Here is a 24423-nt window from a genome sequence, read left to right on the forward strand (position 1 = left end):
CATGGATCTCCCCTACCTTGAGGACGTATCCCCCGGTACCGGCTGCCTCCCGCCCCGTGCGTGGTACCCGCGGTCGGATGCCGTCTCCCTCTCGCTGAACGGCAGTTGGCGCTTCCGGCTCTCTCCGGCTGCCGACACCGCCGATGACTCCTTCGCCTCGGACGGCTACGACGCCGGGGCCTGGGACACCGTGGCGGTGCCCGGCCACTGGGTGTTGCAGGGGCATGGCGCGCCCATCTACACCAACATGGTCTATCCGTTCCCGGTCGACCCGCCCCGCGTGCCCACCGAGAACCCGACCGGCGACCATCTGCGCACCTTCGACCTGCCGGACGACTGGCCCGCGACCGGCGGCGGCACACTGCGCTTCGACGGCGTCGAGTCCTGCGCCCGCGTCTGGCTGAACGGCACGGAACTGGGCGAGTTCAAGGGCTCGCGGCTGCCGCACGAGTTCGCGGTCGGCCACCTCCTGAAGCCGTCCGGCAACGTCCTCGCGGTCCGCGTCCACCAGTGGTCGTCCGGTTCCTACCTGGAGGACCAGGACCAGTGGTGGCTGCCGGGCATCTTCCGTGACGTGACCCTGCTGCACCGCCCCGAGGGCTGCGCGCTCGACTTCTTCACGCACGCCTCGTACGACCACCGGGCGGGTACGGGCACGCTGCGGGTCGACTCGGACGCGGCCGGCCGGGTCACCGTGCCCGAGCTGGGCATCGATGTGGCCACGGGTGAGTCCGTGAAGGTGCCCGTCGAGCCCTGGACCGCGGAGACGCCCCGCCTGTACGACGGGGTCCTTGCCACGGCGGGCGAGCGCGTCCCGCTGCGCATCGGGTTCCGTACGGTGGCCGTCGAGGACGGGGTCATCAAGGTCAACGGCCGCCGGATCCTGTTCCGTGGCGTGAACCGGCACGAGTTCCACCCGGAGAGGGGCCGCGCGCTCGACCTCGACACCATGCGCACCGACGTCCTGCTGATGAAGCAGAACAACATCAACGCGGTCCGCACCAGCCACTACCCGCCGCACCCCGCTTTCCTCGATTTCTGCGACGAGCTGGGCCTGTGGGTCATCGACGAGTGCGATCTGGAGACCCACGGCTTCACCGAACAGGAGTGGCGCGGCAACCCGGTCGACGACGACCGCTGGACGCCCGCCCTCCTGGACCGCGCGGCCCGCATGGTCGAGCGCGACAAGAACCACCCCTCGGTGATCGTCTGGTCCCTCGGCAACGAATGCGGGACGGGCCGCGGCCTGGAAGCCATGGCCCGCTGGGTCCGCGAGCGCGACACGGGGCGCCTCATCCACTACGAGGGCGACCAGTCCTGCGCGTACACCGACATGTATTCGCGCATGTACGCCGACCATGCCGAGGTCGAGCGCATCGGCCTCCGCGAGGACACGGGCGGCCCGGAGCGGCGCCGTCAACTCCCCTTCATCCTCTGCGAGTACGGGCACGCGATGGGCAACGGCCCCGGTGGCCTGAGCGAGTACCAGCGGCTGTTCGAGGCGCACGAGCGCAATCAGGGCGGCTTCGTCTGGGAGTGGATCGACCACGGCTTCGAGCACCCGGAGCTCGGCTACGCCTACGGCGGCGACTTCGGCGAGGAGCTGCACGACGGGAACTTCGTCTGCGACGGCCTGGTCTTCCCCGACCGGTGGGGGTCGCCCGGGCTCGACGCGTACAAGCGGGTCATCCAGCCCGTGCGTTTCGGGTACGACAAGGCCGCGGGGACGGTCCGGGTCACCAATCTGCACGACTTCGCTGACCTGTCCCACCTGTCCTTCGAGTGGATGTACATCGGCGACGACGACGCGGTGTACGAGGTGGGAGAGCTTGCCGTCCCGCCGGAGCTCGGTCCCGGCGAGTCCGTCGAACTGAAGCTTCCGGACCCACCGCCCGCGAGCCGCACCGCCGAGACCTTCCTGCACCTCACGGCGTCGGTGGACGTCGGGACGAACTGGACGAAGCTGGACCACGTCGTCGCGCGGGACGAGTTCGCGCTGACGCCGCGACCCGCCGTCCGCGTCGCCACCGGTGAACGTCCGGTGCGCGAGGGCGCCTCCATCACCCTCGGGCCCGGCACTTTCGACGCCCGCACCGGCGAGCTGCGCACGCTGAGCGGCATTTCCCTGGCCAGTGCGCCACGCCTCGACATCTGGCGTGCCCCCACCGACAACGACAACGGCGCTTCCTGGCAGGGCGGCAGGCGCAACGGCCTGCTGTGGCGCGAGCTCGGTCTGCATCGCATGCAACACCGCCTCGACGCGGTCGAGTTGACCGATGACGCCCTCACTGTCCGCACCCGGGTCGCACCCGCATCGCGCGACATCGGGCTGCGTGCCGTCTACCGCTGGACGTCCGATGCCGCTCAGCTGCGCCTCACGGTCTCCGTGATGCCGGAGGGCGAGTGGACGGTGCCGCTGCCCCGGCTCGGCATCCGGCTCGGGCTGCCCGCCGCGTACGGCTTCGCGCACTGGTTCGGCGGCGGACCCGGCGAGGCGTATCCGGACACGGCCGCGGCATCCGACACTGGGCGGCACTTCATGCCGGTCGACCGGATGCAGACCCCGTACGTCCGGCCGCAGGAGAACGGCGCCCGCGCCGGCGTCCGCTGGGCCGAGCTGCGGGCCGGGTTCAGCGGCGAGGGGGTGCGGGTGGTCGGGGACCCCGCCTTCTGGTTCACGGCGCGCCGCTGGACCACCGAGCAGCTGGACGCGGCCACGCACCGCACGGATCTCACGCCCGGCGAGACGCTGTGGGTCCATCTCGACCACGGGCAGCAGGGCATCGGCTCGCAGTCCTGCGGGCCGGGAGTCCTGCCGCAGTACGAACTCCACGCCGCTCCGGCGGAGTTCTCCCTCACCTTCTCGCGCCGGGAGGCCACACCCGAGGACGAGCCGACGCTGCCGCCGTCCGCCGGGTGAGCCTCATCCCGTCAGACCCCCGGCGTCCGTTTTCTTCAAGACGGGCCCGGGCCGGCTGCCTACGCTCAGGAGCATGAACACGAACATCACACCCCGCTTCGATCTCATCGGCATGGTCGTCTCCGACATGGCCGCCACCCTCGCCTTCTACCGCCGCCTCGGCCTGGAATTCCCCGCGGGTTCCGAGGACCAGCCGCATGTCGAGGCGGCGCTCCCCGGCGGTCTTCGCATCGCCTTCGACACGGAGGCGACGATCAAATCCTTCGTCGAGAACTGGGAGCCGCCGCAGAGCTCCGGCCGCATCGGTATCGCGTTCCACTGCGAGACCCCGGCCGGTGTCGACGCGACGTACGAAGAGCTGGTCGGCGCCGGTTACCACGGTGAGCTCAAGCCGTGGGACGCCTTCTGGGGCCAGCGGTACGCCACCGTCGCCGACCCGGACGGGAACGGCGTCGACCTGTTCGCGCCGCTGTCTACGCAGGCCGGGGGCTGAGCAGCTCGCCCAGCGGCATCCCCGTCAGCTCCTTGACGTCACGGGCCAGATGGGCCTGGTCGGCGAAGCCCGCGACGAAGGCGGTCTCCGCGTACGAAAGGCCGCCCCTGGCCAGGGCGAGCGCGCGCTGGAGCCGCAGGACGCGGGCCAGCGTCTTGGGGCCGTAGCCGAACGCGGCGAGTGAACGCCGGTGCAGGAGGCGGGCGTTGATGCCCGCCTCCTCGGCGGTCGCCGCGACGGACCGCCCCGCGTCCAGGGCCTTGACGACGTGTGCGAGCAGCGGGTCGGGGGGCTCGGTCCCGCCCACCCTTGCGAGGGCGACGGACTCCAGGACGGCCGCCGGGTCGCGGGCGGCGTCCATGCGCTCGGCCAGCCGACGGGCCTCGGCGGACGGCCACAGGTCGGCGAGGCTCACGCGCCGGTCGCGCAGTTCGTGGGCGGGCACGCCGAGGAAGGCGGGGGCGGTGCCGGGGTAGAAACGGATCCCCACATACCGGGCGGCGGCCTCCGGGGCGGGGCGGTACGCGCGCGTGTCGGGCCCCGCGACCATGAGCCTGCCCCCGGTCCACAGAAGGTCCATGCAGCCGTCCGGCAGGACGGGATAGACGAGTCCCGCCGCACCGCCGCTGGTACGGGTCCACAGCACCGCGCCCGGCACCCGGGACGGCCGCTCCGCGTACTCGACGGTCTCGTACGACACGTCTTCCAGGCTACGCCGCCCTCGGTTCACGCGACCCGTGAGCGGTGTTCCTGCGGGCTGACCCCGTACACCCGCTTGAAGGCGCTGGACAGGGCGAACGCGCTGCCGTAGCCGACGCGGCGGGCGATCGCGGCGATCGTCTGGCCGCTGTCCCGCAGCAGGTCGGCGGCGAGCGCGAGCCGCCACCCCGTCAGGTACGCCATCGGCGGCTCGCCCACGAGTTCGGTGAACCGCCGGGCGAGCGCGGCACGCGAGACCCCCGCCTTCGCGGCGAGCGCCGCGATCGTCCAGGGGTGCGCGGGGTCGTCCTGGAGCAGCCGCAGCGCCTGCCCGACGACCGGGTCCCCCATCGCCCGGTACCAGGCGGGGGCCTCCGCCTCCGGCCTGGAGAACCAGGCACGCAGCGTGGCGATCATCAGCAGGTCGAGCAGCCGGTCGAGCACGACGTCCTGTCCCGGCTCGTCCTTGGCGATCTCGTCGGCGAGCAGCGGGGTGAGCGGGCAGTCCCACACCTCGGTGGGCAGGACGAGGAGCGGGGGCAGCGCGTCCAGGAGCCGCCCGGTGATCTCGCCGTGCGCCTGATAGGTGCCGATCAGCATCTCGGCGCCGCCGTCGAGCGTCTCGCCCCATGTACGCAGGCCCAGGTCCCGGTACCGCCCGATCGGGGTGCCGTCGAGGGGTACGCAGCGCTCGCCGGGCCGGATCTCGGCGCGGGGCGGTGTGTCCTGCTCGTCGGCGACGGTGTAGTGGTCGGGGCCGCGCGCGACGGCCACGTCTCCGGGGCGGATCAGCTGGGGTTCGCCGCTGTCGGGCACGATCCAGGCGGTGCCGCGCACCATGATCATGACGGAGAGGGGCGCCTCGTCCGCGATACGGACGGACCAGGGCGGGTCGAAGCACGCGCGGATCATGAACGCTCCCCGCGCGCGGGGGCCCTCCAGCAAGCCTGCGAGTACGTCCATGCCGGAAGCGTAGACGCACGCGTATGGGGGTGAGTCCCTGGCGGATGGTTCCTTGTGGCGGGCGGCAGTTGACTGGGACGCATGACAGAGAGCGCGTCGCAGACGCAGAAGATGACAGTCCTCGTCACGGGTGCTTCCGGCAAGACCGGGCGCCGGGTCGCGGAGGCCGCCGAGGCGGCGGGGCACACGGTGCGGGCCGCTTCCCGGTCGGGGGCGGTGAAGTTCGACTGGTACGACCCCTCGACCTGGGAGGACGCCCTGCGGGGCGCGGACGCCGCGTACCTCGCCTACCAGCCGGACGTCGGCGCGCCCGGCGCGGGCGAGGCGGTGGGCGCCCTTGCCCGGCAGGCGGTGGCGCTCGGTGTGCGGCGGCTCGTGCTCCTGTCCGCGCGGGGCGAGGACCAGGCGGAGCCCGCCGAGCGGGCGCTGCGGGAGTCCGGGGCGCAGTGGACCGTCGTACGGGCGAGCTGGTTCGCCCAGAACTTCAGCGAGGGTCCGCTGCTCGAAGGCATGCTGGCCGGGGAGCTGGTCTTCCCTGCCGGGGAGGTGCTCGAACCGTTCATCGACTCGCGGGACATCGCGGACGTGGTGGTCGAGGTCCTGCGCCCCGGATCGGCGCACGCGGGGCGGATCGTGGAGGTCTCGGGGCCGCGACTCCTGTCGTTCCGGGAGGCGGTGGCCGAGATCTCGGCGGCTGCCGGGCGGGAGATCCGCTACGTTCCCGTCTCCGCCCGGGAGTACGGGGCCGCGCTCGCGGAGTTCGGGGTGCCGCCCGAGGAGACGGAGTTCCTGATCGAACTCTTCGAGACGAATCTGGACGGGCGCAACGCGTATCTCTCCGATGGGGTGCGGGAGGTTCTGGGGCGTGCGCCGCGGGACTTCGGGGATTTCGCTCGCGAGCATGCGGAGGCGGGCGTCTGGAAAGCGTGATTCTCCCCGACCCCGCCCCTTCCCGAAAACTCGCCGGCGCGAGGGCCTTGTCCTCAATCGCCGGACGGGCTGAAATACCCAGCCCGTCCGGCGCTTGAGGGCACCCCGCCCCCCTACTCCGGCGGCGGAGGCTGCTCCCCGTTGCTGCTCCCGCCGCTCTTCTTCACGTGCGTCCGCAGGCGCGAGGAGACGTCGTCCGGGGGGAGGAAGCGGGACCAGCGTTCGGGGAACTCGGACGGCATGTCCGGGTCGTCGGGGTCCGCCAGGGCCTCCCGGGCAGCGGCCGCCCTGGCCACCACCTCGACCGCCCGGGCCTCTCGTATCCGGTCGTTGGCCGCCCGCGCGGCAGCCGTGGCGACGGAGGGCCACACCCGGTCGATGGCGGCGTTCACCGCGGCCCCCACGAGAACCGCGAACGCCGACACGCCGATCCACAGGAGCACCGCCACGGGCGCGGCCAACGAACCGTAGATCGTGGGCCCTTCGACCGTGCTCGTGAGGTAGATGCGCAGCAGGAAGCTGCCGAGGACCCACATGCCGAGAGCGATCAGCGCACCCGGCATGTCCTCGACCCAGGGAGAGCGCACCGGCACGGACACGTGGTACAGCGTCGTCAGGAACACCACCGAGAGCAGCGTCACCACCGGCCAGTACAGGACCTGCACCACCGTCGTGGAGCCCGGCACCAGGTTCACCACCGCGTCAGGGCCCGCCACCATCAGCGGCAGCGCAACCGAACCGATCAGCAGCGCCACGATGAACAGGCCGAACGCGAGCAGCCGGGTCTTGACGATGCCGCGCGCGCCGTCCAGGCCGTACATGACCGTGATCGTGTCGATGAAGACGTTCACGGCGCGCGAGCCCGACCACAGGGCGAAGAGGAAGCCGATCGAGATGACGTCGGGGCGGCCGACCCGCATGACGTCTTCCAGTATCGGCTGCGCGATCTGGCTGACGCCCTTGTCGGAGAGGACCGTGCGGGACGCCTCGAGGATGTTGTTCTCCACGCTGGCGATGGTGTTCGCGCCGGTCCACCGGTCCACGTACGCGAGCAGACCGATCAGGCTGAGGAGCAGCGGGGGCACGGAGAGCAGCGTGAAGAACGCCGCCTCGGCCGCCAGACCAAGGATCCGGTATTCGATGCACGAGTTGACCGTGTCCTTGAGCAGCAGCCAGGCAGTCCTGCGCTTGGAGACGTTGCTGTAGAGAGCGCGGGCCCGGTGCCAGCGGCCGCTCGGCCTCCCGGGTGTTTCTTTTGCCTGGTGCACCTCCTTACCGTAGCGGCATGGCAGCCACCACCCACACAGTGACCAACCAGGCTCCGCCCCTGGTGGGATATGACGTCTTTACGTCTGACCGGGCGCTCGCGGAAGGAGTCGAACGGCATCTCGATCCCGCGCTTCTCGCTACCGCGCGGGAGCAACTCTCCGAACTCGGGCGTACGGCAGGATCGGTCCAGGCGCGGGACTGGGGGTTTCTGGCCAATGAGAATCCGCCCGTTCTGCACACCCATGACCGCTATGGGAATCGTATCGACGAAGTCGCCTTCCATCCCTCGTGGCACCGGCTGCTCGGCAAGGCGGTGTCGGCGGGTCTGACCGCGGCCTGGTCGCGGCCGGGCGGCCATCTGCGGCGTGCCGCCGGATTCCTGGTGTGGACGCAGGTCGAGGCGGGGCACGGCTGCCCGGTTTCGATGACGCACGCGGCGGTGCCCGCGCTGCGGGCCGATCCGGCGCTGGCCGCCGAGTGGGAGCCGCGGCTCACTTCTCTCGTCTACGACGAAGGGCTGCGGCCCGCTTCCCAGAAGGCCGGAGTGCTCTTCGGAATGGGGATGACGGAGAAACAGGGCGGCAGCGACGTGCGGGCGAATACGACACGCGCGCGTGCTCTCGCGGAGGAAGGCGCCTATGAACTCACGGGACACAAGTGGTTCTGTTCCGCACCTATGTCCGACGGTTTTCTCGTGCTCGGACAGGCCGCCGAGGGGCTCACGTGTTTTCTCGTGCCGCGCGTGCTCGATGACGGCACCCGTAACGCCTTCGCCATTCAGCGCCTGAAGGACAAACTGGGAAATAAGTCGAATGCGTCGAGCGAAGTCGAGTTCGACGGAACGTGGGCGCGGCGGGTCGGCGAAGAGGGGCGCGGGGTGCGCACCATCATCGACATGGTGGCCGCCACGCGGCTCGACTGCGTCGTGGGCTCGGCGGCGCTCATGCGGCAGGCCGTCGCCCAGGCCGTGCACCATGCCACGTACCGCGAGGCGTTCGGCGGCAAGCTCGTCGACAAGCCGCTGATGCGCAACGTACTGGCGGACCTGGCCCTGGAGTCGGAGGCGGCGACGACGCTCGCGCTGCGGCTGGCCGCCGCGTACGACGACGGGAGCGAACAGGAGCGGGCGTTCCTGCGGATCGCGGTGCCGGCCGCGAAGTACTGGGTGACCAAGCGCTGCACGCCGCTCGTGGTGGAGGCCCTGGAGGTGCTCGGCGGCAACGGCTACGTCGAGGAATCGGGGATGCCGCGGCTGCTCCGCGAGTCGCCGCTCAACTCGATCTGGGAGGGCTCGGGCAACGTACAGGCCCTTGACGTGCTGCGGGCGCTTCAGCGGGAGCCGCAGGCGCTGAACGCCTTCCTCCGGGAGGTCGGCCTCGCGCGCGGCGCCGATCACCGGCTGGACGGCGCGATCAAGGCGCTGCTCACCGAACTGGCCGATCTGGACGGCATCGAGGCGCGGGCCCGCCGGCTCACCGAGCGGATGGCGCTCGTGCTCCAGGGTTCGCTGCTCGTGCGGTACGCGCCCCCGGAGGTGGCCGACGCGTTCTGTGCCTCGCGGCTCGGCGGGGACTGGGGGTCGGCGTTCGGGACGCTGCCGCACAGTCTCGATCTGGCGGCCGTGGTGGAGCGGGCCGCGCCCGGCGGCAACTAGCGGGATGCGCGGGGGTGGTGCCGCGCCGACACGGCGCCACCCCCGCTTTCAGGCCCCGTTGAGGAGCGCTGACGCCGCGTGAACGGCGGCGAACATCATCTTCCGGCGCCGCACGGCCGTCCGCGAGAGTTGCAGACCGTTGCAATCATCGGTTCTTTGCTGAACTACAACAGTTCATCACTGAACTAATACCCTTGCCGCCACCGAAGGGGCACGATGAGCGGATGAACGCGACCTCGACGATCGACCTCGCGAGGATCTCCTCCATGGACCGCACTCAGGCCGCGCGGCTGCTCGCGAGCGTGCGCCACGCGGCTCTCAGCGGACAGCGCCCGCGCGTGCAGCCCCGCCCGGTGATAGAGGAGTCCTGGGGGCGCATGCTGCTCGACGGGGTCGATCCGGACCGCGACTTCCGCTCGCGGCTGCTCGGCGCCGAGGAGTTGGAGGAGCGGCGGCGCGCCTCGCCCCTTGCGGAGATCGTGCCGGTACTGCGGGACGCGCTCGTCTCGGTGGCGGACGCGGCGCACCACATCATGGTGGTGTGTGACGCGGACGGCCGGGTCCTGTGGCGCGAGGGCAACTCGGCGGTGCTGCGCAAGGCGGACTCGCTCGGCTTCGAACCGGGCGCGGACTGGAGCGAGAGCGTCGTCGGCACGAACGGCGTGGGAACGCCGCTCGTCGTGCGCCGGCCCGTGCACGTGTTCTCCGCCGAGCACTTCGTGGAGACGCATCACGCGTGGACGTGCACGGGCGCGCCCATCACCGACCCCCGTGACGGCCGGCTCCTCGGCGTGGTCGACATCAGCGGTCCGCTGAACACGATGCACCCGACGATGCTCGCCCTGGTCGACTCGGTGGCCAAGCTGGCCGAGGCCCGGCTGCGGGAGAACCATCTGTCGGCGCTCGACCGGCTGCGCTCGGTCGCGGCGCCGGTCGTCGCCCGCCTCGGCGGGCGTGCCGTGGCCGTGGACCCGCACGGCTGGACGGCGGCCGTGACGGGAATGCCGCCGACGGACCGGTTCTCGCTGCCCGCGTCCATGGCCGCGGGCCACATGCGGCTGCCCTCCCTGGGCCCCTGCGCGGTGGAGCCGCTGCCCGGCGGCTGGCTGCTGCGCGCCGAGGAGGCCCCGCAGCCGCTGACCGCGACGCGGCTCGTCCTGGACGTGCGGGGGCCGCGGCGCTGGTCGGTCACCGTGGAGGGCGGCAGCGCGGGGGGCTGGACACATGAGCTGAGCCCGCGGCACGCCGAGTTGCTGTTCCTGCTGTGCGCGCACCGCAAGGGGCGCAGCGCGTCGGGCCTTGCCGAGGACATGTTCGGCGATCCGGGCCGTACGGTGACGGTCCGCGCCGAACTCTCGCGCGTCCGCCGCTACCTGGGCAACCTCCTGGCCCACCGTCCCTACCGTTTCGCCGAGGACGTGGACGTGGAGATGCTCCTCCCCGACCACCCCGCGAACCTGCTCCCGCATTCGACGGCCCCGGCGGTACGCGCGGCACGGCGGGTGCCGGAGCCTTGAGGACGCTCACGGAAACCTCGATCACCCAGGCTCGCAGGTCAGGGCGGCCCCGCCGTGCACGTGACCCCCGTCTCGTGATTCTCTGACCGGCATGAGCCTCACTGTCACCACTTGGTCCCTGGAGCAGACCGCGCCCGGCGATCTGCGTCCCGCTGCCGCTCTCGGGGGCGACGACGTACGGATCGTCCTGGCCGAGATCCCCTCCCCCGAGTTCAGCCGCTTCCTCTACGCCTCGGTCGGCGGCGACCTCCGCTGGACGGACCGGCTCTCCCTCTCCTACGCCCAGTGGCAGGAGCAGCTCGCGAAGCCCGGCGTCGAGACCTGGGTCGCGTACGAGAAGGGGACGCCCGCGGGGTATGTGGAGCTGGCGGCGCAGGCGGACGGTGACGTCGAGATCGTGTACTTCGGGCTCATCCCCGCCTTCCGGGGCCGGGGAATCGGCGGCCATCTGCTCTCGTACGGGGTGCGGCGGGCCTGGGACCTGGCCGAACGGCATCCGGAGCTGCCGCCCACCAAGCGGGTATGGCTGCACACCTGCTCCAAGGACGGCGAGCACGCGATGGACAACTACCTCCGCCGTGGCTTCCGGCTCTTCGACACCAAGGTGGAGGAGGAGCCGGACGTGCCGACCCCCGGCCCCTGGCCCGGCGCCTAGGCTCTTCTCGCGGGGGCGGCGAAACGCCCGGTCAGGCGCCCCCGCGAGAGCCGGAACGAGTGACCGACACCACACCATCTCGCGATGCGAGACTCCCCCGTCCACATCTTGGATAATGGTGGACTGGGCCGAAAGTCCCATGACACGCTTCCGTCATGGATCGCACTGGAATTGCCTTGGTGAGTCGACGCCACGTCGATCTCTGCCGCATGTCCAGCGCCATGTGTCCGGCGAGCTGACAGCACCAGCGCCGACGCCTCTCTCTTCCTGACCACTCCTTGCGCACCGCCGCGCCTCCTGCGCGAAGTGTGCAGGTCAGCCCCGCCCTCAGCCCGCCTTGAAGGACGTATAGCCATGGCTGCCACCCCCGAAAAGCCCACGACTGCCGCGCCGCGGCGCAAGGTGAGCCGTCACCGTGGTGAGGGCCAGTGGGCCGTAGGCCACTTCACGCCGCTGAACGGGAACGAACAGTTCAAGAAGGATGACGACGGTCTCAATGTGCGGACACGCATTGAGACGATCTACTCCAAGCGCGGCTTCGACTCCATCGACCCGAACGACCTCCGTGGCCGTATGCGCTGGTGGGGGCTCTACACCCAGCGGCGGCAGGGGATCGACGGCGGCAAGACCGCGATCCTGGAGCCCGAGGAGCTGGACGACGAGTACTTCATGCTGCGCGTCCGGATCGACGGCGGGCGGCTGACCACCGAGCAGCTGCGCGTCATCGGCGAGATCTCGCAGGAGTTCGCGCGCGGCACCGCCGACCTCACCGACCGGCAGAACGTCCAGTACCACTGGATCCGCATCGAGGACGTCCCCGAGATCTGGGAGCGCCTCGAAGCCGTGGGCCTCTCCACGACCGAGGCCTGCGGCGACACGCCCCGCGTCATCCTCGGCTCGCCCGTCGCCGGTGTCGCCGAGAACGAGATCATCGACGGCTCCCCCGCCATCGACGAGATCCACCGCCGCCACATCGGCAGCCCCGAATTCTCCAACCTGCCGCGCAAGTTCAAGACGGCCATCTCGGGTTCCCCGCAGCTCGATGTCGCGCACGAGATCAACGACATCGCCTTCGTGGGCGTCAACCACCCCGAGCACGGCCCGGGCTTCGACCTCTGGGTCGGCGGCGGCCTGTCCACCAACCCCAAGCTGGGCGTGCGGCTCGGCGCCTGGGTGCCGCTCGACGAGGTGCCGGACGTATGGGCCGGCGTCATCGGCATCTTCCGTGACTACGGCTACCGCCGGCTGCGCAACCGCGCCCGTCTGAAGTTCCTCGTCGCCGACTGGGGGCCGGAGAAGTTCCGGCAGATCCTCGAGGACGAGTACCTCGAGCGGAAGCTCGTCGACGGGCCCGCGCCCGAGCAGCCGGCCGGCACCTGGCGCGACCACCTCGGCGTGCACAAGCAGAAGGACGGCCGCTTCTACGTCGGTTTCGCCCCCCGCGTCGGCCGCGTGGACGGCGCGACGCTCACGAAGATCGCCGACGTGGCCGCGGCGCACGGCTCGGGCCGCCTGCGCACCACCGCCGAGCAGAAGATGATCGTGCTCGACGTCGAGGAGGCACAGGTCGAGTCGCTCGTGGCGGGGCTCGAAGCCCTGGACCTGCGCGTGACTCCCTCGCCCTTCCGGCGCGGCACCATGGCCTGCACCGGCATCGAGTTCTGCAAGCTGGCGATCGTCGAGACCAAGGAGCGCGGCGCCACGCTCATCGACGAACTGGAGCGCCGCATCCCGCAGTTCGACCAGCCGATCACCATCAACATCAACGGCTGCCCGAACGCCTGCGCCCGCATCCAGGTCGCCGACATCGGCCTCAAGGGCCAGCTCGTCCTGGACGACGAGGGCAACCAGGTCGAGGGCTTCCAGGTGCACCTGGGCGGCGCGCTCGGCCTTGAAGCCGGGTTCGGCCGCAAGGTCCGCGGTCTGAAGGTCACCTCGGCCGAGCTGCCCGACTACGTCGAGCGGGTCCTCACCCGCTTCCAGGAGGAGCGCGCGGACGACGAGCGCTTCGCCACCTGGGTGGGCCGGGCCAGCGAGGAGGCCCTGAAGTGAGCGAGCGTGCCGCCCCCTTCCACTGCCCCTACTGCGGCGAAGAGGACCTGCGTCCCAACGAGACCGGTCACGGCGCCTGGGAATGCGCCGCATGCAATCGAGCCTTCCAGTTGAAGTTCCTCGGGCTGCTCGCCCGCGGAGTTCAGCGCAACAACGTTGGAGGGGAAGAGATATGACGACCGCTCAGGTGCAAGAGCAGCGTACGAACGACGAGTTGAAGGCTCTGGCCGAGCAGGCGGGGCGGGATCTGGAAGACGCGTCCGCCCTCGACATCCTCCGGTGGGCCGTCGACACCTTCGGCGAGCGCTTCTGCGTGACCTCCTCCATGGAGGACGCCGTCGTCGCCCACCTGGCATCGCGGGCCCGCCCCGGCGTGGACGTCGTGTTCCTCGACACCGGCTACCACTTCCCGGAGACCATCGGCACCCGTGACGCCGTCGCCGCCGTGATGGACGTCAACGTCATCACGCTCACGCCGAAGCAGACGGTCGCCGAGCAGGACGCCGAGTTCGGCGCGAAGCTGCACGACCGCGACCCCGACCTGTGCTGCGCCATGCGGAAGGTCAAGCCCCTTGAGGAGGGCCTGGCCTCGTACGCCGCCTGGGCGACAGGACTGCGCCGCGACGAGTCCCCGACCAGGGCCAATACCCCGGTCGTCGGCTGGGACGAGAAGCGCCAGAAGGTCAAGGTCTCCCCCATCGCCCGCTGGACGCAAGACGACGTGGACGCCTACGTCGACGAGCACGGCGTTCTGACCAACCCCCTCCTCATGGACGGCTACGGCTCCGTGGGCTGCGCGCCCTGCACCCGCCGCCTCCTGGAGGGCGAGGACGCCCGCGCGGGCCGCTGGTCGGGCAACGCCAAGACCGAGTGCGGGATCCATTGATGACAGCCCTTCAGCAAGCCGGCGCGCCCGGCCCCGGAAACGTATCGGAGAAGCACGTGACCACCGGAGCCACCATCTGGCTCACCGGCCTGCCCAGCGCGGGCAAGACCACCATCGCGTACGAGCTCGCGGGCACACTCCGCGACGAGGGCCACCAGGTGGAGGTGCTCGACGGCGACGAGATCCGCGAGTTCCTCTCGGCGGGCCTCGGCTTCGGCCGCGCGGACCGGCACACGAACGTGCAGCGCATCGGCTTCGTCGCCGAACTGCTCGCCCGTAACGGCGTGAAGGTCCTGGTGCCGGTGATCGCGCCGTTCGCCGACAGCCGCGAGGCGGTGCGGGAGCGCCACCAGAAGGGCGGCACGCCCTACCTGGAGGTCCACGTGGCCACGCCGGTGGAGGTCTGCTCCGTACGCGACGTGAAGGGTCTGTACGCCAAGCAGGCGGCCGGCGAGATCTCCGGGCTCACGGGGGTCGACGACCCGTACGAGGCACCCGAGTCACCCGATCTGCGCATCGAGTCCCAGGACCAGACCGTGCGGGAGTCCGCGGCGGCCTTGCGCACGCTGCTCATCGAGAGGGGTGTCCTGTGAGCGACGCATGCGCGGCCGCCCAGCCGCAGACGACCGTGAATCCCGCACCTCTGCGCCGCGCAGGCGGAGAAGCGAACGAAAGGGGTGCAGCATGACCACGACCGTGGCCACCGTGACCGAGGGGACGGACAGCCCGTACGCGCTGTCCCACCTGGACGCGCTGGAGTCCGAGGCGGTGCACATCTTCCGCGAGGTGGCGGGCGAGTTCGAGCGGCCGGTGATCCTCTTCTCCGGCGGCAAGGACTCGATCCTCATGCTGCACCTGGCGCTGAAGGCGTTCGCCCCGGCGGCGATCCCCTTCTCGCTCCTTCATGTGGACACCGGGCACAACTTCCCCGAGGTCCTGGAGTACCGCGACCGCGTGGTGGCCGAGCACGGGCTTCGGCTGCACGTGGCCTCCGTGCAGGAGTACATCGACGCGGGCAAGCTGCGCGAGCGCCCCGACGGCACCCGCAACCCGCTCCAGACCCTGCCGCTCACCGAGAAGATCCAGAGCGAGAGGTTCGACGCGGTCTTCGGCGGCGGGCGCCGCGACGAGGAGAAGGCCCGCGCCAAGGAGCGCGTGTTCTCCCTGCGCGACGAGTTCTCGCAGTGGGACCCGCGCCGCCAGCGCCCCGAGCTGTGGCAGCTCTACAACGGCCGCCACGCGCCCGGCGAGCACGTCCGCGTCTTCCCGCTGTCCAACTGGACCGAGCTGGACGTGTGGCAGTACATCGCCCGCGAGCACATCGAGCTCCCCGGGATCTACTTCGCGCACGAGCGTGAGGTCTTCAGCCGCTCGGGCATGTGGCTGACCGCCGGCGAGTGGGGCGGCCCCAAGGACGGCGAGACGACTCAGAAGCGCCTGGTGCGCTACCGCACGGTCGGCGACATGTCCTGCACCGGCGCCGTCGACTCCGACGCCACCACCCTGGACGCCGTCATCACCGAGATCGCCGCGTCCCGGCTGACGGAGCGAGGCGCCACCCGCGCCGACGACAAGATGTCCGAGGCCGCGATGGAAGACCGCAAGCGCGAGGGGTACTTCTAACCATGACCAGCACCACCGAACCCGACAAGGCACAGCCGCTCTCCGCCGAGCAGCTGTCGGCCACCACCCTGCTGCGCTTCGCGACCGCCGGTTCCGTCGACGACGGCAAGTCCACCCTCGTGGGACGGCTGTTGCACGACTCCAAGTCGGTCCTCACCGACCAGCTCGAGGCCGTCGAGCGTGCGTCGGCCAGCCGCGGCGCCGGGGCGCCCGACCTGGCGCTGCTCACCGACGGCCTGCGGGCCGAGCGCGAGCAGGGCATCACCATCGACGTCGCCTACCGCTACTTCGCCACCCCCGCGCGCCGGTTCATCCTCGCGGACACCCCGGGCCACGTGCAGTACACGCGGAACATGGTCACCGGCGCCTCGACGGCCGACCTCGCCGTGGTTCTCGTCGACGCCCGCAACGGCGTCATCGAGCAGACCCGCCGCCACGCCGCCGTCGCCGCGCTCCTGCGCGTCCCGCACGTGGTGCTCGCCGTGAACAAGATGGACCTCGTCGACTACGAGGAGACCGTCTTCGCGAAGATCGCCGAGGAATTCACCGCGTACGCAAGCGAGTTGGGCGTACCGGAGATCACCGCCATCCCGATCTCGGCGCTCGCGGGCGACAACGTGGTGGAGCCGTCCTCCAACATGGACTGGTACGGCGGGCCCACCGTCCTGGAACACCTGGAGACCGTCCCGGTCAGCCACGATCTGACCTCCTGCCACGCGCGCCTGCCCGTCCAGTACGTGATCCGCCCGCAGACCGCCGAACACCCCGACTACCGCGGCTACGCGGGCCAGATCGCGGCGGGCACCTTCCGGGTCGGCGAGTCCGTGACGGTGCTCCCCTCGGGCAAGACGTCGAAGATCGCGGGCATCGACCTGCTCGGCAAGCCCGTGGACGTCGCCTGGACGCCGCAGTCCGTGACGCTGCTCCTGGAGAGCGACATCGACATCGCGCGCGGCGACCTGATCGTGCCGAGCAGCGACCAGCCGCAGACGTCGCAGGACATCACGGCGACGGTCTGCCACGTGGCGGACACCGCGCTGAGCGTGGGCCAGCGGGTGCTGCTCAAGCACACCACCCGCACGGTCAAGGCGATCGTCAAGGAGATCCCCTCGCGGCTCACCCTGGACGACCTCTCCCAGCACCCGGACCCCGGGGCGCTGGTCGCCAACGACATCGGCCGCGTCGTCATCCGCACCGCCGAGCCGATCGCCGTCGACGCCTACGCCGCCTCGCGCCGCACCGGTTCCTTCCTCCTGATCGACCCGGCCGACGGCACGACCCTCGCGGCGGGCATGGCGGGCGACGCCTTCGCCACCGACTCCGAGACGCCCGAAGAGGCCGAGCCGGCCGCGGACGACGAGGGCTGGGACTTCTGACCATGACCTCCATCGACTATTTCTCGACCTTCGCGAAGGAGGGCGGCCGCGTCGGCAGCGGCGCCCTCGGCGCGGGGCAGGGCGGGGTCGGGCGATGTGCGTGATGACGTACGCGCACCGCTTGCGCGCCCACACCCCCCGCGAGTTCGACCTGCGAAGACGAAAACCTGCCGATCTCCCGGCCACGCCCTGACGGCGTGACCGCCGGGCCAACGAGAGGAAACCCTCCCGTGCCTGCCAGCCTCCGCGCTCCACGCCCACGCATGACCGGCGGTCGCCGCGCCCTCGCCGCCGTGGCCGCCCTGCCGCTGCTCGCCGTAGTGCTCACTTCCTGCGGCTACGGATCCGCCGCGGACGACAAGGACGACAAGGCCGAGGTGGCCGCGGGCGCGAAGAAGATCGAGGGCCTGGACGAGGTGAAGATCGGGTACTTCCCGAACCTCACGCACGCCACCGCCCTGGTCGGCGACCAGGAGGGCCTGTTCCAGAAGGAACTGGGCGCGACGAAGGCGAAGTACACGCAGTTCAACGCGGGTCCCTCGGAGATCGAGGCGCTGAACTCGAAGTCGATCGACATCGGCTGGATCGGCCCGTCGCCCGCGATCAACGGCTACACCAAGTCCCAGGGCAAGAACCTGCGCATCATCGGCGGTTCGGCGTCCGGTGGCGTGAAGCTGGTGGTCAACCCCGACAAGATCAAGTCCCTGGACGACGTCAAGGGCAAGAAGATCGCGACGCCCCAGCTCGGCAACACCCAGGACGTGGCCTTCCTCAACTGGATCAGGGAAAAGGGCTGGAAGGTCGACGCGGAGAGCGGCAAGGGCGACGTCTCGGTGGTCCGCACCGACAACAAGATCACCCCTGACGCCTACAAGTCCGGCTCGATCGACGGTGCCTGGGTTCCCGAGCCGACCGCGTCGAAGCTGGTCGCCGAGGGCGGCAAGGCGATCCTCGACGAGGCCGACCTGTGGCCGGACAAGAAGTTCGTGATCACGAACATCATCGTGTCGCAGGAGTTCCTCAAGGAGCACCCGAAGGTCGTCGAGGCCGTCCTGCGCGGTTCGGTGAAGACCAACCAGTGGATCAAGGACAACCCGGAGAAGGCGAAGGCCTCCGCCAACGCCGCCCTCAAGGAGGCCTCCGGCAAGGAGCTGCCCGCCGAGGTCATCGACCCGGCGTGGAAGTCCATCCAGACCACGGACGACCCGCTGGCCGCCACGCTCGACTCCGAGGCCGACCACGCGGTCAAGGCGGGGCTGCTCGACAAGCCCAACCTCAAGGGCATCTACGACCTCAGGCCGCTGAACAAGGTCCTCGAGGCCGAGGGCAAGCCCGCTGTCGACGACGCCGGCCTCGGCGTCAAGTAACCCCGGACGCCAACCAGTTCCCAGGAGGTGACGACCATGGCGACGAGCACCCTCGCCAAGGCGGCGGAGGACATCACGGCCGCCCCGCACGCAGCCCGGATCGAGCATGTCTCGAAGTCCTTCGCCACACCCGCCGGGCAGCAGCTCGTCCTGGACGACATCACGCTCGATGTCGCTCCGGGCGAGTTCGTCACGCTCCTGGGGGCTTCGGGCTGCGGCAAGTCGACGCTGCTCAATCTGGTGGCCGGGCTCGACAAGCCGTCGGCGGGCGACATCGCCACCGACGGCCGCCCGGCCCTGATGTTCCAGGAGCACGCGCTGTTCCCGTGGCTGACCGCGGGCAAGAACATCGAGCTGGCCCTGAAGCTGCGCGGCATCGCGAAGGCGGAGCGGCGCGAGCGGGCCGAGGAACTCCTCGGTCTCGTACGGCTCCAAGGGGCGTACGGCAAGCGGGTGCACGAGCTGTCCGGCGGCATGCGCCAGCGCGTGGCGCTCGCCCGCGCGCTCGCGCAGGACGCCAAGATCCTGCTGATGGACGAGCCGTTCGCGGCGCTCGACGCGATCACGCGCGACGTCCTGCACGACGAGCTGACCCGCATCTGGAGCGAGACGAACGTCTCGGTCCTCTTCGTCACGCACAACGTGCGCGAGGCCGTCCGCCTCGCCGAGCGCGTCGTGCTCCTCTCGTCGCGTCCGGGCCGGGTGGCGCACGAGTGGCGGGTCGACATCCCGCACCCGCGCCGCATCGAGGACTCCGCCGTGGCGGAACTGTCCGTCGAGATCACCGAACAACTGCGTGGGGAGATCCGCCGACATGGCCAGCACTGACACTCCGGTCGGCAAGACCGAGGTCGACAAGGGCGCGCGGGACGGCGGCAGAGACAGCAACCAGGACCTGGCGGGGCTCGAGGCGGGCCTGGACGCCCTGGACGCGGTCCAGTCCCGGCGCGTTCCCTTCCGCCAGACCTTCGTCAAGAAGATCCTGCCGCCGGTGACCGCCGTCGTGCTCGTCCTCGTGGTCTGGCAGATCCTGGTCTGGGCGAAGGTCACCGACTCCTACAAGCTGCCCGCGCCCTCCGTCGTCTGGGACGAGGTGGAGGAGGCCTGGCTGCAGGGCACGCTCCTGGAGTACATCTGGACGTCCGTCTCGCGCGGTCTGCTCGGCTTCCTGATGGCGCTGGCGATCGGTACGCCGCTGGGTCTGATCGTGGCCCGCGTGCGGTTCATCAGGGCGGCGATCGGCCCGATCCTGTCCGGCTTGCAGTCACTGCCCTCCGTGGCGTGGGTGCCGCCCGCCGTGATCTGGCTCGGGCTCAACGACCAGATGATGTACGCGGTGATCCTGCTCGGCGCGGTCCCCTCGATCGCCAACGGTCTGGTCGCGGGCGTCGACCAGGTGCCGCCGCTGTTCCTGCGGGCGGGCCGCACCCTGGGGGCGACGGGCCTGCGCCACACCTGGCACATCGTGATGCCCGCGGCGCTCCCCGGCTACCTTGCGGGACTGAAGCAGGGCTGGGCGTTCTCCTGGCGCTCGCTGATGGCCGCGGAGATCATCGCGCAATCCCCCGACCTGGGCATGGGGCTCGGCCAACTCCTGGAGGCGGGCCGCACGAACAGCAGCATGTCGCAGGTGTTCTTCGCGATCCTCCTCATCCTCGTCGTCGGCATCGCCATCGACCTGCTGATCTTCAGCCCCCTTGAGCGGCGCGTGCTGCGCAGCCGCGGACTTCTCGCGAGGAGCTGACCCACCATGTACGTCCGCCCCCTGCGCACCGCCCGCCCCGTCCTGCTCGTCGTCGCCCACGGCAGCCGCGATCCGCGGCATGCCGAGACCGTGCGCGCCCTGGTGCGCCGGGTGCGGGAGCAGCGGCCGGGGCTGCGGGTGGAGACCGGCTTCCTGGACTTCGACTCGCCCTCGGTCCCCGAGGTGCTCGAATCCCTGGACGCCGAGGGCGTACGTGACGTGATCGCGCTGCCCCTGCTCCTCACCCGGGCGTTCCACGCGAAGTCGGACATCCCCGCGGTCCTGAGCCAGGCGCCGCCCCGCCTGCGCATCCGGCAGGCGGCGGTGCTCGGCCCGTCCCCGCTGCTCCTGACCGCTCTGGACCAGCGTCTTTACGAGGCGGGCCTCACCCCCGCCGACAAGTCCTCGACCGGGGTCGTACTGGCCGCGGCGGGGTCATCGGACCCGGAGGCGATCGCAGTGATCGCTGAAATCGCGCGGGAGTGGCGGCACACCGGTTGGTGCGCCGTGCGGCCTGCGTTCGCCTCCGCATCTCTGCCCCGCACTCAGGACGCCGTGCGGGAGCTGCGCGGCCTCGGTGTGCGCAGGGTGGCGGTGGCGCCGTACGTCATCGCGCCCGGTTTCCTGCCGGACCGCATCGCGCGGGGCGCGGCCGACGCGGACGTCACCGCCCAAGTCCTCGGCGCATCGGCGGGGTTGGCGCGGCTCCTCGTGCAGCGCTACGACGAGGCGCGTGCCGAGTCCGGTGTGGTCGGGCGGGTGGCGCGGGTTCCCGTGCTGGCCTAGCTTGTGGGTTCATGACCCTTACCAGATCCCGGACGCTCTGGCTGCGCACCGAGCCCCTGCACGCAGTGCTCTACTTCGAGGAAGGCTGCCGCGATCTGGGCAGGGCACTGGGCCTCAAGGGTTTCTGGATGGGCTATTTCGCGGCCCGCACGGCTCCCATGGGCCCGATCGAGGCGGGCCCCGCGACGGCCTCGCTCGGTGTCTTCGCGCCCGACATGGTGGCCCGGGCTCTGCCCTCCGCCTGGCAGTACGTCTCGCCGGGCCGGATCGTGGAGGAGCGCGCGGCCTACACGGCCCGGGCCCTTCGCTCCCTGGTGCCCGGCATCGACGACCAGGCCATCGCCCTGTGTCCGCCCCTCGCCGCGATGGTCGAGGACGCACCCTCGCTCGCCCGCCCGCTGTTCGCGGCGAACCGCGACGTGAGCGACCGCACCGACCCGGTGCAGCGGCTGTGGCAACTGGTCACCTGCGTACGCGAGTTCCGGGGCGACGCGCATGTGGCCGCGCTCGCCGACCACGGTCTCGACGCCTGCGAGGCGGTGGTGCTCGCCGCCGCCACGGGCCGCGTGGACCCGGCAACCATCCGGCACGACAGGGGGTGGAGCGAGCAGGAGTGGGCGCACGCTGTGGACCGGTTGCGCGGGCGCGGCCTGGTGGACGGGGACGGACACGTCACCGAGCGGGGCCGCACGGAGCGTGAGCTGATCGAGGACGCCACGGACCGGCTCTCGGCCCGGCTGCTTCGCCCGCTCGCCGCCCGGGACGCGGACACGCTCCTGGCCGCCCTCGAACGCCCGGTGCGGCAGATCCTCGCGGCGGATCTCATTCCCTTCCCCAATCCGATCGGGCTTCCGCGGCCGACGGGCTGAGCGGGCCGGGCGGGGGGGCCGGGCCAATCTGGTTGCCGTGGTGCCGCCTCAGCCCCTACCGTCACGCCGATGACCCCCGTACTGCGTTCCGCACGCCTGAGCCTGTCCCCCTATGTCGCCGCCGACGAGGAACAGTTCGTCTCGCTGCTCCAGGACGAGGCCGTGGGCCGCTGGTTCGGGGACGGGATGCAGAGCGTGGACCAGACCCATGCGCTGTTCCGCCGGATCTTCGGTCTCGTGTACGCCGAGAACCAGTTCCCGGTGTGGGCGGTGCGGCACGAGGGCCGCTATATCGGGCACGCGGAGATAAAGCCGTCGCCCGAGAGCTGGCTCGACGGGCACGAGATCGTCTACGGCCTGTTCCGGGGCAGCTGGGGCAAGGGCCTCGGCACGGAGCTGGCCCGCCTGCTCACCTCCTACGGCCATGAGACGCTCGCCCTTCCAGAGGTGCACGCGACCGTGGACGCCCAGAACATCGCGTCCCTGACGGTCCTCAGGCGCCTCGGTTACACGCAGGGCCGTTCGGTGCCGGAGGACAACGGCCGCACCACGCTCCTGATGACCTCGGCGCTCAGCTGACCCCGAGGCCACCCATACCGGTGCGTTTCAGCTCGCTTCTGACCTCGCCACCAGCGCCAGCAGCTCGGACACCGGCATCGACCCCGCCTCGCGCCGCTCCCGCGCGAACGCGTTCGCCACGGTCTGCAACGCGTCGTTCACCGGCGTCGGCACTCCGTGCAGGCGCCCGAGCAGCGCGATCTCGCCGTTGAGGTAGTCCGCCTCGATGGTGCCCGTGCCCCGGCTCAGGCTCTGCCAGGAGGAGCCGCCGCCGCGCTTCGAGCCGTCGAAGGGCTCGAAGCTGACACGGTCGCCGCGGGCCTCCTTCTGCTCCTGCTCGCCCACCGCCTCGATACCGGCGGCGGCGAGCACCGCCTCGCCCTCGGCGCGGGCCCGCCGGTAGAGCGCGACGGCGTCGTCGCCGGCGAGTACGCCCGTGACGGCCTCGATGGAGTTGGCGAGATTGGCGAGCAGCTTCCCGTACTTCCAGCGCATCACGTCCGCCACGACGGGCGAGTGCAGCTTCGACTTCTCCAGGTCGGCGGAGATGAGACGGGCGGTGTCGTCCGTTCCCCCGGGGTAGCGGCCGAGGTGCAGGATGCCCGTGTACGGGGCACCCGCCGCGGAGACCGAGCCCGGCTCCACGTGGGTCGCGGGCAGCCAGACGCACATCCCGTACACCCGCCGGAAGCGGCGCAGCGCGATGCGTTCGCTCTCCACGCCGTTCTGCGCGCAGATCAGCGGAAGGACCTCGCCCGCCGTTCCGCCGCCCGCCACCGGACGCCCGCTCCAGGCGTCCAGGGCGGCCGCGCAGTCCTGTGTCTTCACGGCGAGGAAAAGCACGTCGTCCGCGTGCAGTTCGCCGAGCTCTTCGGGGGTCCGGACGACGGGCAGCCGGTGGACGATCGTCCCGTCGGCCGTCCTGACCCGCAGTCCGTTCTCCCGAACCGCCTCGTAGTGCGCGCCCCGCGCGACGAGGACCACGTCGTGGCCGCTCTCCGCGAGGCGTCCGCCCACCGTGCCGCCGATCGCCCCTGCTCCGATGATGATGTAGCGCATGGGGCCGAGCCTCGCACATCCGGCCGGGGAGTGATCAGGTTTCCGGCGTACCGTCGTCGGCGCTGAACGGCGTGCCCTGGTGGAACCAGAGCAGCCACTCGCCTTCGTACCGGCGCCACAGTGAACTGCGGTGCGCCGTACGCCCGTTGCTCTCGGTGTCGAACGTGAGGTGTACGACGTCGTCGGCGAGCTGGACGCCCCGCATCCGGGAGGTCATGATCGGGCGGCCGGTCCGGTGCGTGTTCTCGCTGAGCGCCTTGATGATCGACTCACGGTCCCAGGGGGTGCCGGAGGCGCCGAACTCGGTGAACTCCGGGTGCAGCAGCGCGGCGAGCAGGGCGGGCTGCGTACGGACCTCGGGGGCGAGCAGCCGGAGCTCGGCCTCGATGGCCGCCTCGACGGCGGGGGTGCGATCAGCCACGGTCCGGCTCCCGGGTGAGCTCCACCAGCTTGGCGACGGTGTTCCAGTTGCGGGACGTGGCGATGAGGCCCTTGAACAGGGCCGGGCGTGACAGGGCCTCGCCCAGCTTGGAGCGGCCGAGGCCGTCCGGCGCGTAGAGGTAGAGGGCGCGGTCGCCGAGCCGGAACTCCTCGGGCAGGAACGCCGCCCGGTCGATGTTGTCGAGCCGGGAGGCGTCGACCGGCTCGGAGAAGTACGTGACGTGGAGTTGCTTTCCTTCGAGGGAGGCCGCCGGGAAGGGGCAGGCGTCGGCGACCGCCTTCAGATAGGCACCGTCGCGCACCAGGACGTCCACGGCGAAGCCGAAGTGCCCCTCGATGGCCTCGCCCACCCGCGCGGCCAGGGTGTCCTCGTCGGCCGCCTCGCTGGTGAAGACCGCGTTACCGCTCTGCAGATGGGTGCGTACGTCGCCGAACCCCAGCCCGGAGAGCAGCGGCCGCAACTCCCCCATCGGCACCTTCTTGTTGCCGCCCACATTGATGCCGCGCAGGAGCGCCGCGTATGCCTTGACCGTCATCCGCACACCATAAGACGGCCGCCGCG

At 70.9% G+C, this 24423-nt stretch carries 25 protein-coding genes; 19 read left to right on the top strand and 6 right to left on the bottom strand.

Annotated elements, in window-relative coordinates; all coding sequences use genetic code 11:
- The first annotated feature begins 1 nt into the window (after window position 1).
- A complete protein-coding gene (locus tag IE226_RS17950; RefSeq protein ID WP_190082279.1) occupies window positions 2–2920 on the top strand; it encodes a glycoside hydrolase family 2 TIM barrel-domain containing protein in 2919 nt (972 codons plus the stop codon).
- A 73-nt stretch (window positions 2921–2993) separates the two neighbouring features.
- Window positions 2994–3413 carry a VOC family protein gene (locus IE226_RS17955; RefSeq protein WP_229871151.1) on the top strand — a complete coding sequence of 140 codons (420 nt, stop codon included), beginning with the start codon at window positions 2994–2996 and terminating at the stop codon, window positions 3411–3413.
- Here the strand turns inward: IE226_RS17955 and IE226_RS17960 are convergent.
- Both IE226_RS17960 and IE226_RS17965 read right to left on the bottom strand, forming a co-directional pair.
- A complete protein-coding gene (locus tag IE226_RS17960) occupies window positions 3394–4113 on the bottom strand; it encodes a helix-turn-helix transcriptional regulator (protein WP_190082280.1) in 720 nt (239 codons plus the stop codon). The two genes, IE226_RS17955 and IE226_RS17960, sit on opposite strands and share 20 nt — an antisense overlap.
- A gap of 26 nt (window positions 4114–4139) precedes the next feature.
- Window positions 4140–5075 carry an AraC family transcriptional regulator gene (locus tag IE226_RS17965; protein WP_190082281.1) on the bottom strand — a complete coding sequence of 312 codons (936 nt, stop codon included), beginning with the start codon at window positions 5073–5075 and terminating at the stop codon, window positions 4140–4142.
- An 81-nt stretch (window positions 5076–5156) separates the two neighbouring features.
- On the opposite strand from IE226_RS17965, the gene IE226_RS17970 reads away from it, so the two are divergent.
- On the top strand, window positions 5157–6005 hold the full coding sequence (locus IE226_RS17970) for an NmrA family NAD(P)-binding protein (protein ID WP_190082282.1): 849 nt from the start codon (window positions 5157–5159) through the stop codon (window positions 6003–6005).
- Between the two features lie 113 nt (window positions 6006–6118).
- Here the strand turns inward: IE226_RS17970 and IE226_RS17975 are convergent, their stop codons facing one another.
- Window positions 6119–7273, bottom strand: a complete 1155-nt coding sequence (locus tag IE226_RS17975; protein ID WP_190082283.1) for a YihY/virulence factor BrkB family protein — start codon at window positions 7271–7273, stop codon at window positions 6119–6121.
- A gap of 17 nt (window positions 7274–7290) precedes the next feature.
- Here IE226_RS17975 and IE226_RS17980 point away from each other — a divergent pair, with 17 nt between their 5' ends.
- The 16 genes from IE226_RS17980 to IE226_RS18050 all read left to right on the top strand — a co-directional run bounded on the left by IE226_RS17980 (window position 7291) and on the right by IE226_RS18050 (window position 22382).
- Entirely contained in the window at window positions 7291–8928 is a 1638-nt protein-coding gene (locus tag IE226_RS17980) for an acyl-CoA dehydrogenase family protein (protein ID WP_190082284.1), read from the top strand.
- Window positions 8929–9152: 224 nt separating this feature from the next.
- The gene (locus IE226_RS17985; protein ID WP_190082285.1) at window positions 9153–10445 is read left to right on the top strand and encodes a GAF domain-containing protein; all 1293 of its coding nucleotides are present in this window, start codon (window positions 9153–9155) and stop codon (window positions 10443–10445) included.
- Window positions 10446–10536: 91 nt separating this feature from the next.
- Complete coding sequence (locus IE226_RS17990; protein WP_190082286.1) at window positions 10537–11100, top strand: GNAT family N-acetyltransferase; 564 nt, start codon at window positions 10537–10539, stop codon at window positions 11098–11100.
- Window positions 11101–11255: 155 nt separating this feature from the next.
- Complete coding sequence (locus IE226_RS45240) at window positions 11256–11339, top strand: putative leader peptide (RefSeq protein ID WP_323178717.1); 84 nt, start codon at window positions 11256–11258, stop codon at window positions 11337–11339.
- 115 nt (window positions 11340–11454) lie between these two features.
- Entirely contained in the window at window positions 11455–13152 is a 1698-nt protein-coding gene (locus tag IE226_RS17995) for a nitrite/sulfite reductase (protein ID WP_190082287.1), read from the top strand.
- Window positions 13149–13328 (top strand): hypothetical protein, encoded by a 180-nt coding sequence (locus IE226_RS18000; protein ID WP_190082288.1) that lies wholly within the window; start codon window positions 13149–13151, stop codon window positions 13326–13328. The genes IE226_RS17995 and IE226_RS18000 overlap by 4 nt, the downstream gene beginning before the upstream one ends.
- Entirely contained in the window at window positions 13325–14038 is a 714-nt protein-coding gene (locus tag IE226_RS18005) for a phosphoadenylyl-sulfate reductase (protein WP_190082289.1), read from the top strand. Before IE226_RS18000 ends, IE226_RS18005 begins: the two co-directional genes overlap by 4 nt.
- Window positions 14038–14631 carry an adenylyl-sulfate kinase gene (gene cysC / locus IE226_RS18010; protein ID WP_190082290.1) on the top strand — a complete coding sequence of 198 codons (594 nt, stop codon included), beginning with the start codon at window positions 14038–14040 and terminating at the stop codon, window positions 14629–14631. The genes IE226_RS18005 and cysC overlap by 1 nt, the downstream gene beginning before the upstream one ends.
- A 91-nt stretch (window positions 14632–14722) precedes the next feature.
- On the top strand, window positions 14723–15661 hold the full coding sequence (gene cysD, locus IE226_RS18015; protein ID WP_190082291.1) for a sulfate adenylyltransferase subunit CysD: 939 nt from the start codon (window positions 14723–14725) through the stop codon (window positions 15659–15661).
- Between the two features lie 2 nt (window positions 15662–15663).
- Window positions 15664–17037: a sulfate adenylyltransferase subunit 1 gene (locus tag IE226_RS18020; RefSeq protein WP_190082292.1), complete on the top strand. Its 1374-nt coding sequence runs from the start codon at window positions 15664–15666 to the stop codon at window positions 17035–17037.
- A 263-nt stretch (window positions 17038–17300) separates the two neighbouring features.
- The gene (locus tag IE226_RS18025) at window positions 17301–18404 is read left to right on the top strand and encodes an aliphatic sulfonate ABC transporter substrate-binding protein (RefSeq protein WP_190082293.1); all 1104 of its coding nucleotides are present in this window, start codon (window positions 17301–17303) and stop codon (window positions 18402–18404) included.
- 36 nt (window positions 18405–18440) lie between these two features.
- Window positions 18441–19232 carry an ABC transporter ATP-binding protein gene (locus IE226_RS18030; protein WP_190082294.1) on the top strand — a complete coding sequence of 264 codons (792 nt, stop codon included), beginning with the start codon at window positions 18441–18443 and terminating at the stop codon, window positions 19230–19232.
- On the top strand, window positions 19219–20148 hold the full coding sequence (locus tag IE226_RS18035; protein WP_190082295.1) for an ABC transporter permease: 930 nt from the start codon (window positions 19219–19221) through the stop codon (window positions 20146–20148). Before IE226_RS18030 ends, IE226_RS18035 begins: the two co-directional genes overlap by 14 nt.
- A gap of 6 nt (window positions 20149–20154) precedes the next feature.
- Window positions 20155–20934, top strand: coding sequence for a sirohydrochlorin chelatase (locus tag IE226_RS18040; protein WP_190082296.1), 780 nt, complete (start codon window positions 20155–20157; stop codon window positions 20932–20934).
- Window positions 20935–20945: 11 nt separating this feature from the next.
- Window positions 20946–21803 carry an SCO6745 family protein gene (locus tag IE226_RS18045; protein WP_190082297.1) on the top strand — a complete coding sequence of 286 codons (858 nt, stop codon included), beginning with the start codon at window positions 20946–20948 and terminating at the stop codon, window positions 21801–21803.
- Window positions 21804–21872: 69 nt separating this feature from the next.
- Window positions 21873–22382, top strand: coding sequence for a GNAT family N-acetyltransferase (locus IE226_RS18050; RefSeq protein ID WP_190082298.1), 510 nt, complete (start codon window positions 21873–21875; stop codon window positions 22380–22382).
- 27 nt (window positions 22383–22409) lie between these two features.
- Here the strand turns inward: IE226_RS18050 and IE226_RS18055 are convergent, their stop codons facing one another.
- From IE226_RS18055 to IE226_RS18065, 3 genes are read right to left on the bottom strand one after another with little or no spacing between them, the layout of a single operon-like run.
- Window positions 22410–23420 (bottom strand): ketopantoate reductase family protein, encoded by a 1011-nt coding sequence (locus IE226_RS18055; RefSeq protein ID WP_190082299.1) that lies wholly within the window; start codon window positions 23418–23420, stop codon window positions 22410–22412.
- Between the two features lie 34 nt (window positions 23421–23454).
- The gene (locus IE226_RS18060) at window positions 23455–23841 is read right to left on the bottom strand and encodes a nuclear transport factor 2 family protein (RefSeq protein WP_190082300.1); all 387 of its coding nucleotides are present in this window, start codon (window positions 23839–23841) and stop codon (window positions 23455–23457) included.
- A complete protein-coding gene (locus IE226_RS18065) occupies window positions 23834–24397 on the bottom strand; it encodes a DUF1697 domain-containing protein (RefSeq protein ID WP_190082301.1) in 564 nt (187 codons plus the stop codon). The genes IE226_RS18060 and IE226_RS18065 overlap by 8 nt, the downstream gene beginning before the upstream one ends.
- Window positions 24398–24423: the final 26 nt, after the last annotated feature.

The sequence above is a fragment of the Streptomyces longisporoflavus genome, from assembly GCF_014649775.1.
Lineage (GTDB): Bacteria > Actinomycetota > Actinomycetes > Streptomycetales > Streptomycetaceae > Streptomyces > Streptomyces longisporoflavus.

Excerpts from the sequence above, each read along its gene's own strand:
- IE226_RS17950 (WP_190082279.1), top strand. The coding sequence starts at position 2 with ATGGATCTCCCCTACCTTGAGGACGTATCCCCCGGTACCGGCTGCCTC.
- IE226_RS17955 (WP_229871151.1), top strand. The coding sequence starts at position 2,994 with ATGAACACGAACATCACACCCCGCTTCGATCTCATCGGCATGGTCGTC.
- IE226_RS17965 (WP_190082281.1), bottom strand. The coding sequence starts at position 5,075 with ATGGACGTACTCGCAGGCTTGCTGGAGGGCCCCCGCGCGCGGGGAGCG.
- IE226_RS17970 (WP_190082282.1), top strand. The coding sequence starts at position 5,157 with ATGACAGAGAGCGCGTCGCAGACGCAGAAGATGACAGTCCTCGTCACG.
- IE226_RS17980 (WP_190082284.1), top strand. The coding sequence starts at position 7,291 with ATGGCAGCCACCACCCACACAGTGACCAACCAGGCTCCGCCCCTGGTG.
- IE226_RS17985 (WP_190082285.1), top strand. The coding sequence starts at position 9,153 with ATGAACGCGACCTCGACGATCGACCTCGCGAGGATCTCCTCCATGGAC.
- IE226_RS17990 (WP_190082286.1), top strand. The coding sequence starts at position 10,537 with ATGAGCCTCACTGTCACCACTTGGTCCCTGGAGCAGACCGCGCCCGGC.
- IE226_RS45240 (WP_323178717.1), top strand. The coding sequence starts at position 11,256 with ATGGATCGCACTGGAATTGCCTTGGTGAGTCGACGCCACGTCGATCTC.
- IE226_RS17995 (WP_190082287.1), top strand. The coding sequence starts at position 11,455 with ATGGCTGCCACCCCCGAAAAGCCCACGACTGCCGCGCCGCGGCGCAAG.
- IE226_RS18005 (WP_190082289.1), top strand. The coding sequence starts at position 13,325 with ATGACGACCGCTCAGGTGCAAGAGCAGCGTACGAACGACGAGTTGAAG.
- cysC (WP_190082290.1), top strand. The coding sequence starts at position 14,038 with ATGACAGCCCTTCAGCAAGCCGGCGCGCCCGGCCCCGGAAACGTATCG.
- cysD (WP_190082291.1), top strand. The coding sequence starts at position 14,723 with ATGACCACGACCGTGGCCACCGTGACCGAGGGGACGGACAGCCCGTAC.
- IE226_RS18020 (WP_190082292.1), top strand. The coding sequence starts at position 15,664 with ATGACCAGCACCACCGAACCCGACAAGGCACAGCCGCTCTCCGCCGAG.
- IE226_RS18025 (WP_190082293.1), top strand. The coding sequence starts at position 17,301 with ATGACCGGCGGTCGCCGCGCCCTCGCCGCCGTGGCCGCCCTGCCGCTG.
- IE226_RS18030 (WP_190082294.1), top strand. The coding sequence starts at position 18,441 with ATGGCGACGAGCACCCTCGCCAAGGCGGCGGAGGACATCACGGCCGCC.
- IE226_RS18035 (WP_190082295.1), top strand. The coding sequence starts at position 19,219 with ATGGCCAGCACTGACACTCCGGTCGGCAAGACCGAGGTCGACAAGGGC.
- IE226_RS18040 (WP_190082296.1), top strand. The coding sequence starts at position 20,155 with ATGTACGTCCGCCCCCTGCGCACCGCCCGCCCCGTCCTGCTCGTCGTC.
- IE226_RS18045 (WP_190082297.1), top strand. The coding sequence starts at position 20,946 with ATGACCCTTACCAGATCCCGGACGCTCTGGCTGCGCACCGAGCCCCTG.
- IE226_RS18050 (WP_190082298.1), top strand. The coding sequence starts at position 21,873 with ATGACCCCCGTACTGCGTTCCGCACGCCTGAGCCTGTCCCCCTATGTC.
- IE226_RS18055 (WP_190082299.1), bottom strand. The coding sequence starts at position 23,420 with ATGCGCTACATCATCATCGGAGCAGGGGCGATCGGCGGCACGGTGGGC.
- IE226_RS18065 (WP_190082301.1), bottom strand. The coding sequence starts at position 24,397 with ATGACGGTCAAGGCATACGCGGCGCTCCTGCGCGGCATCAATGTGGGC.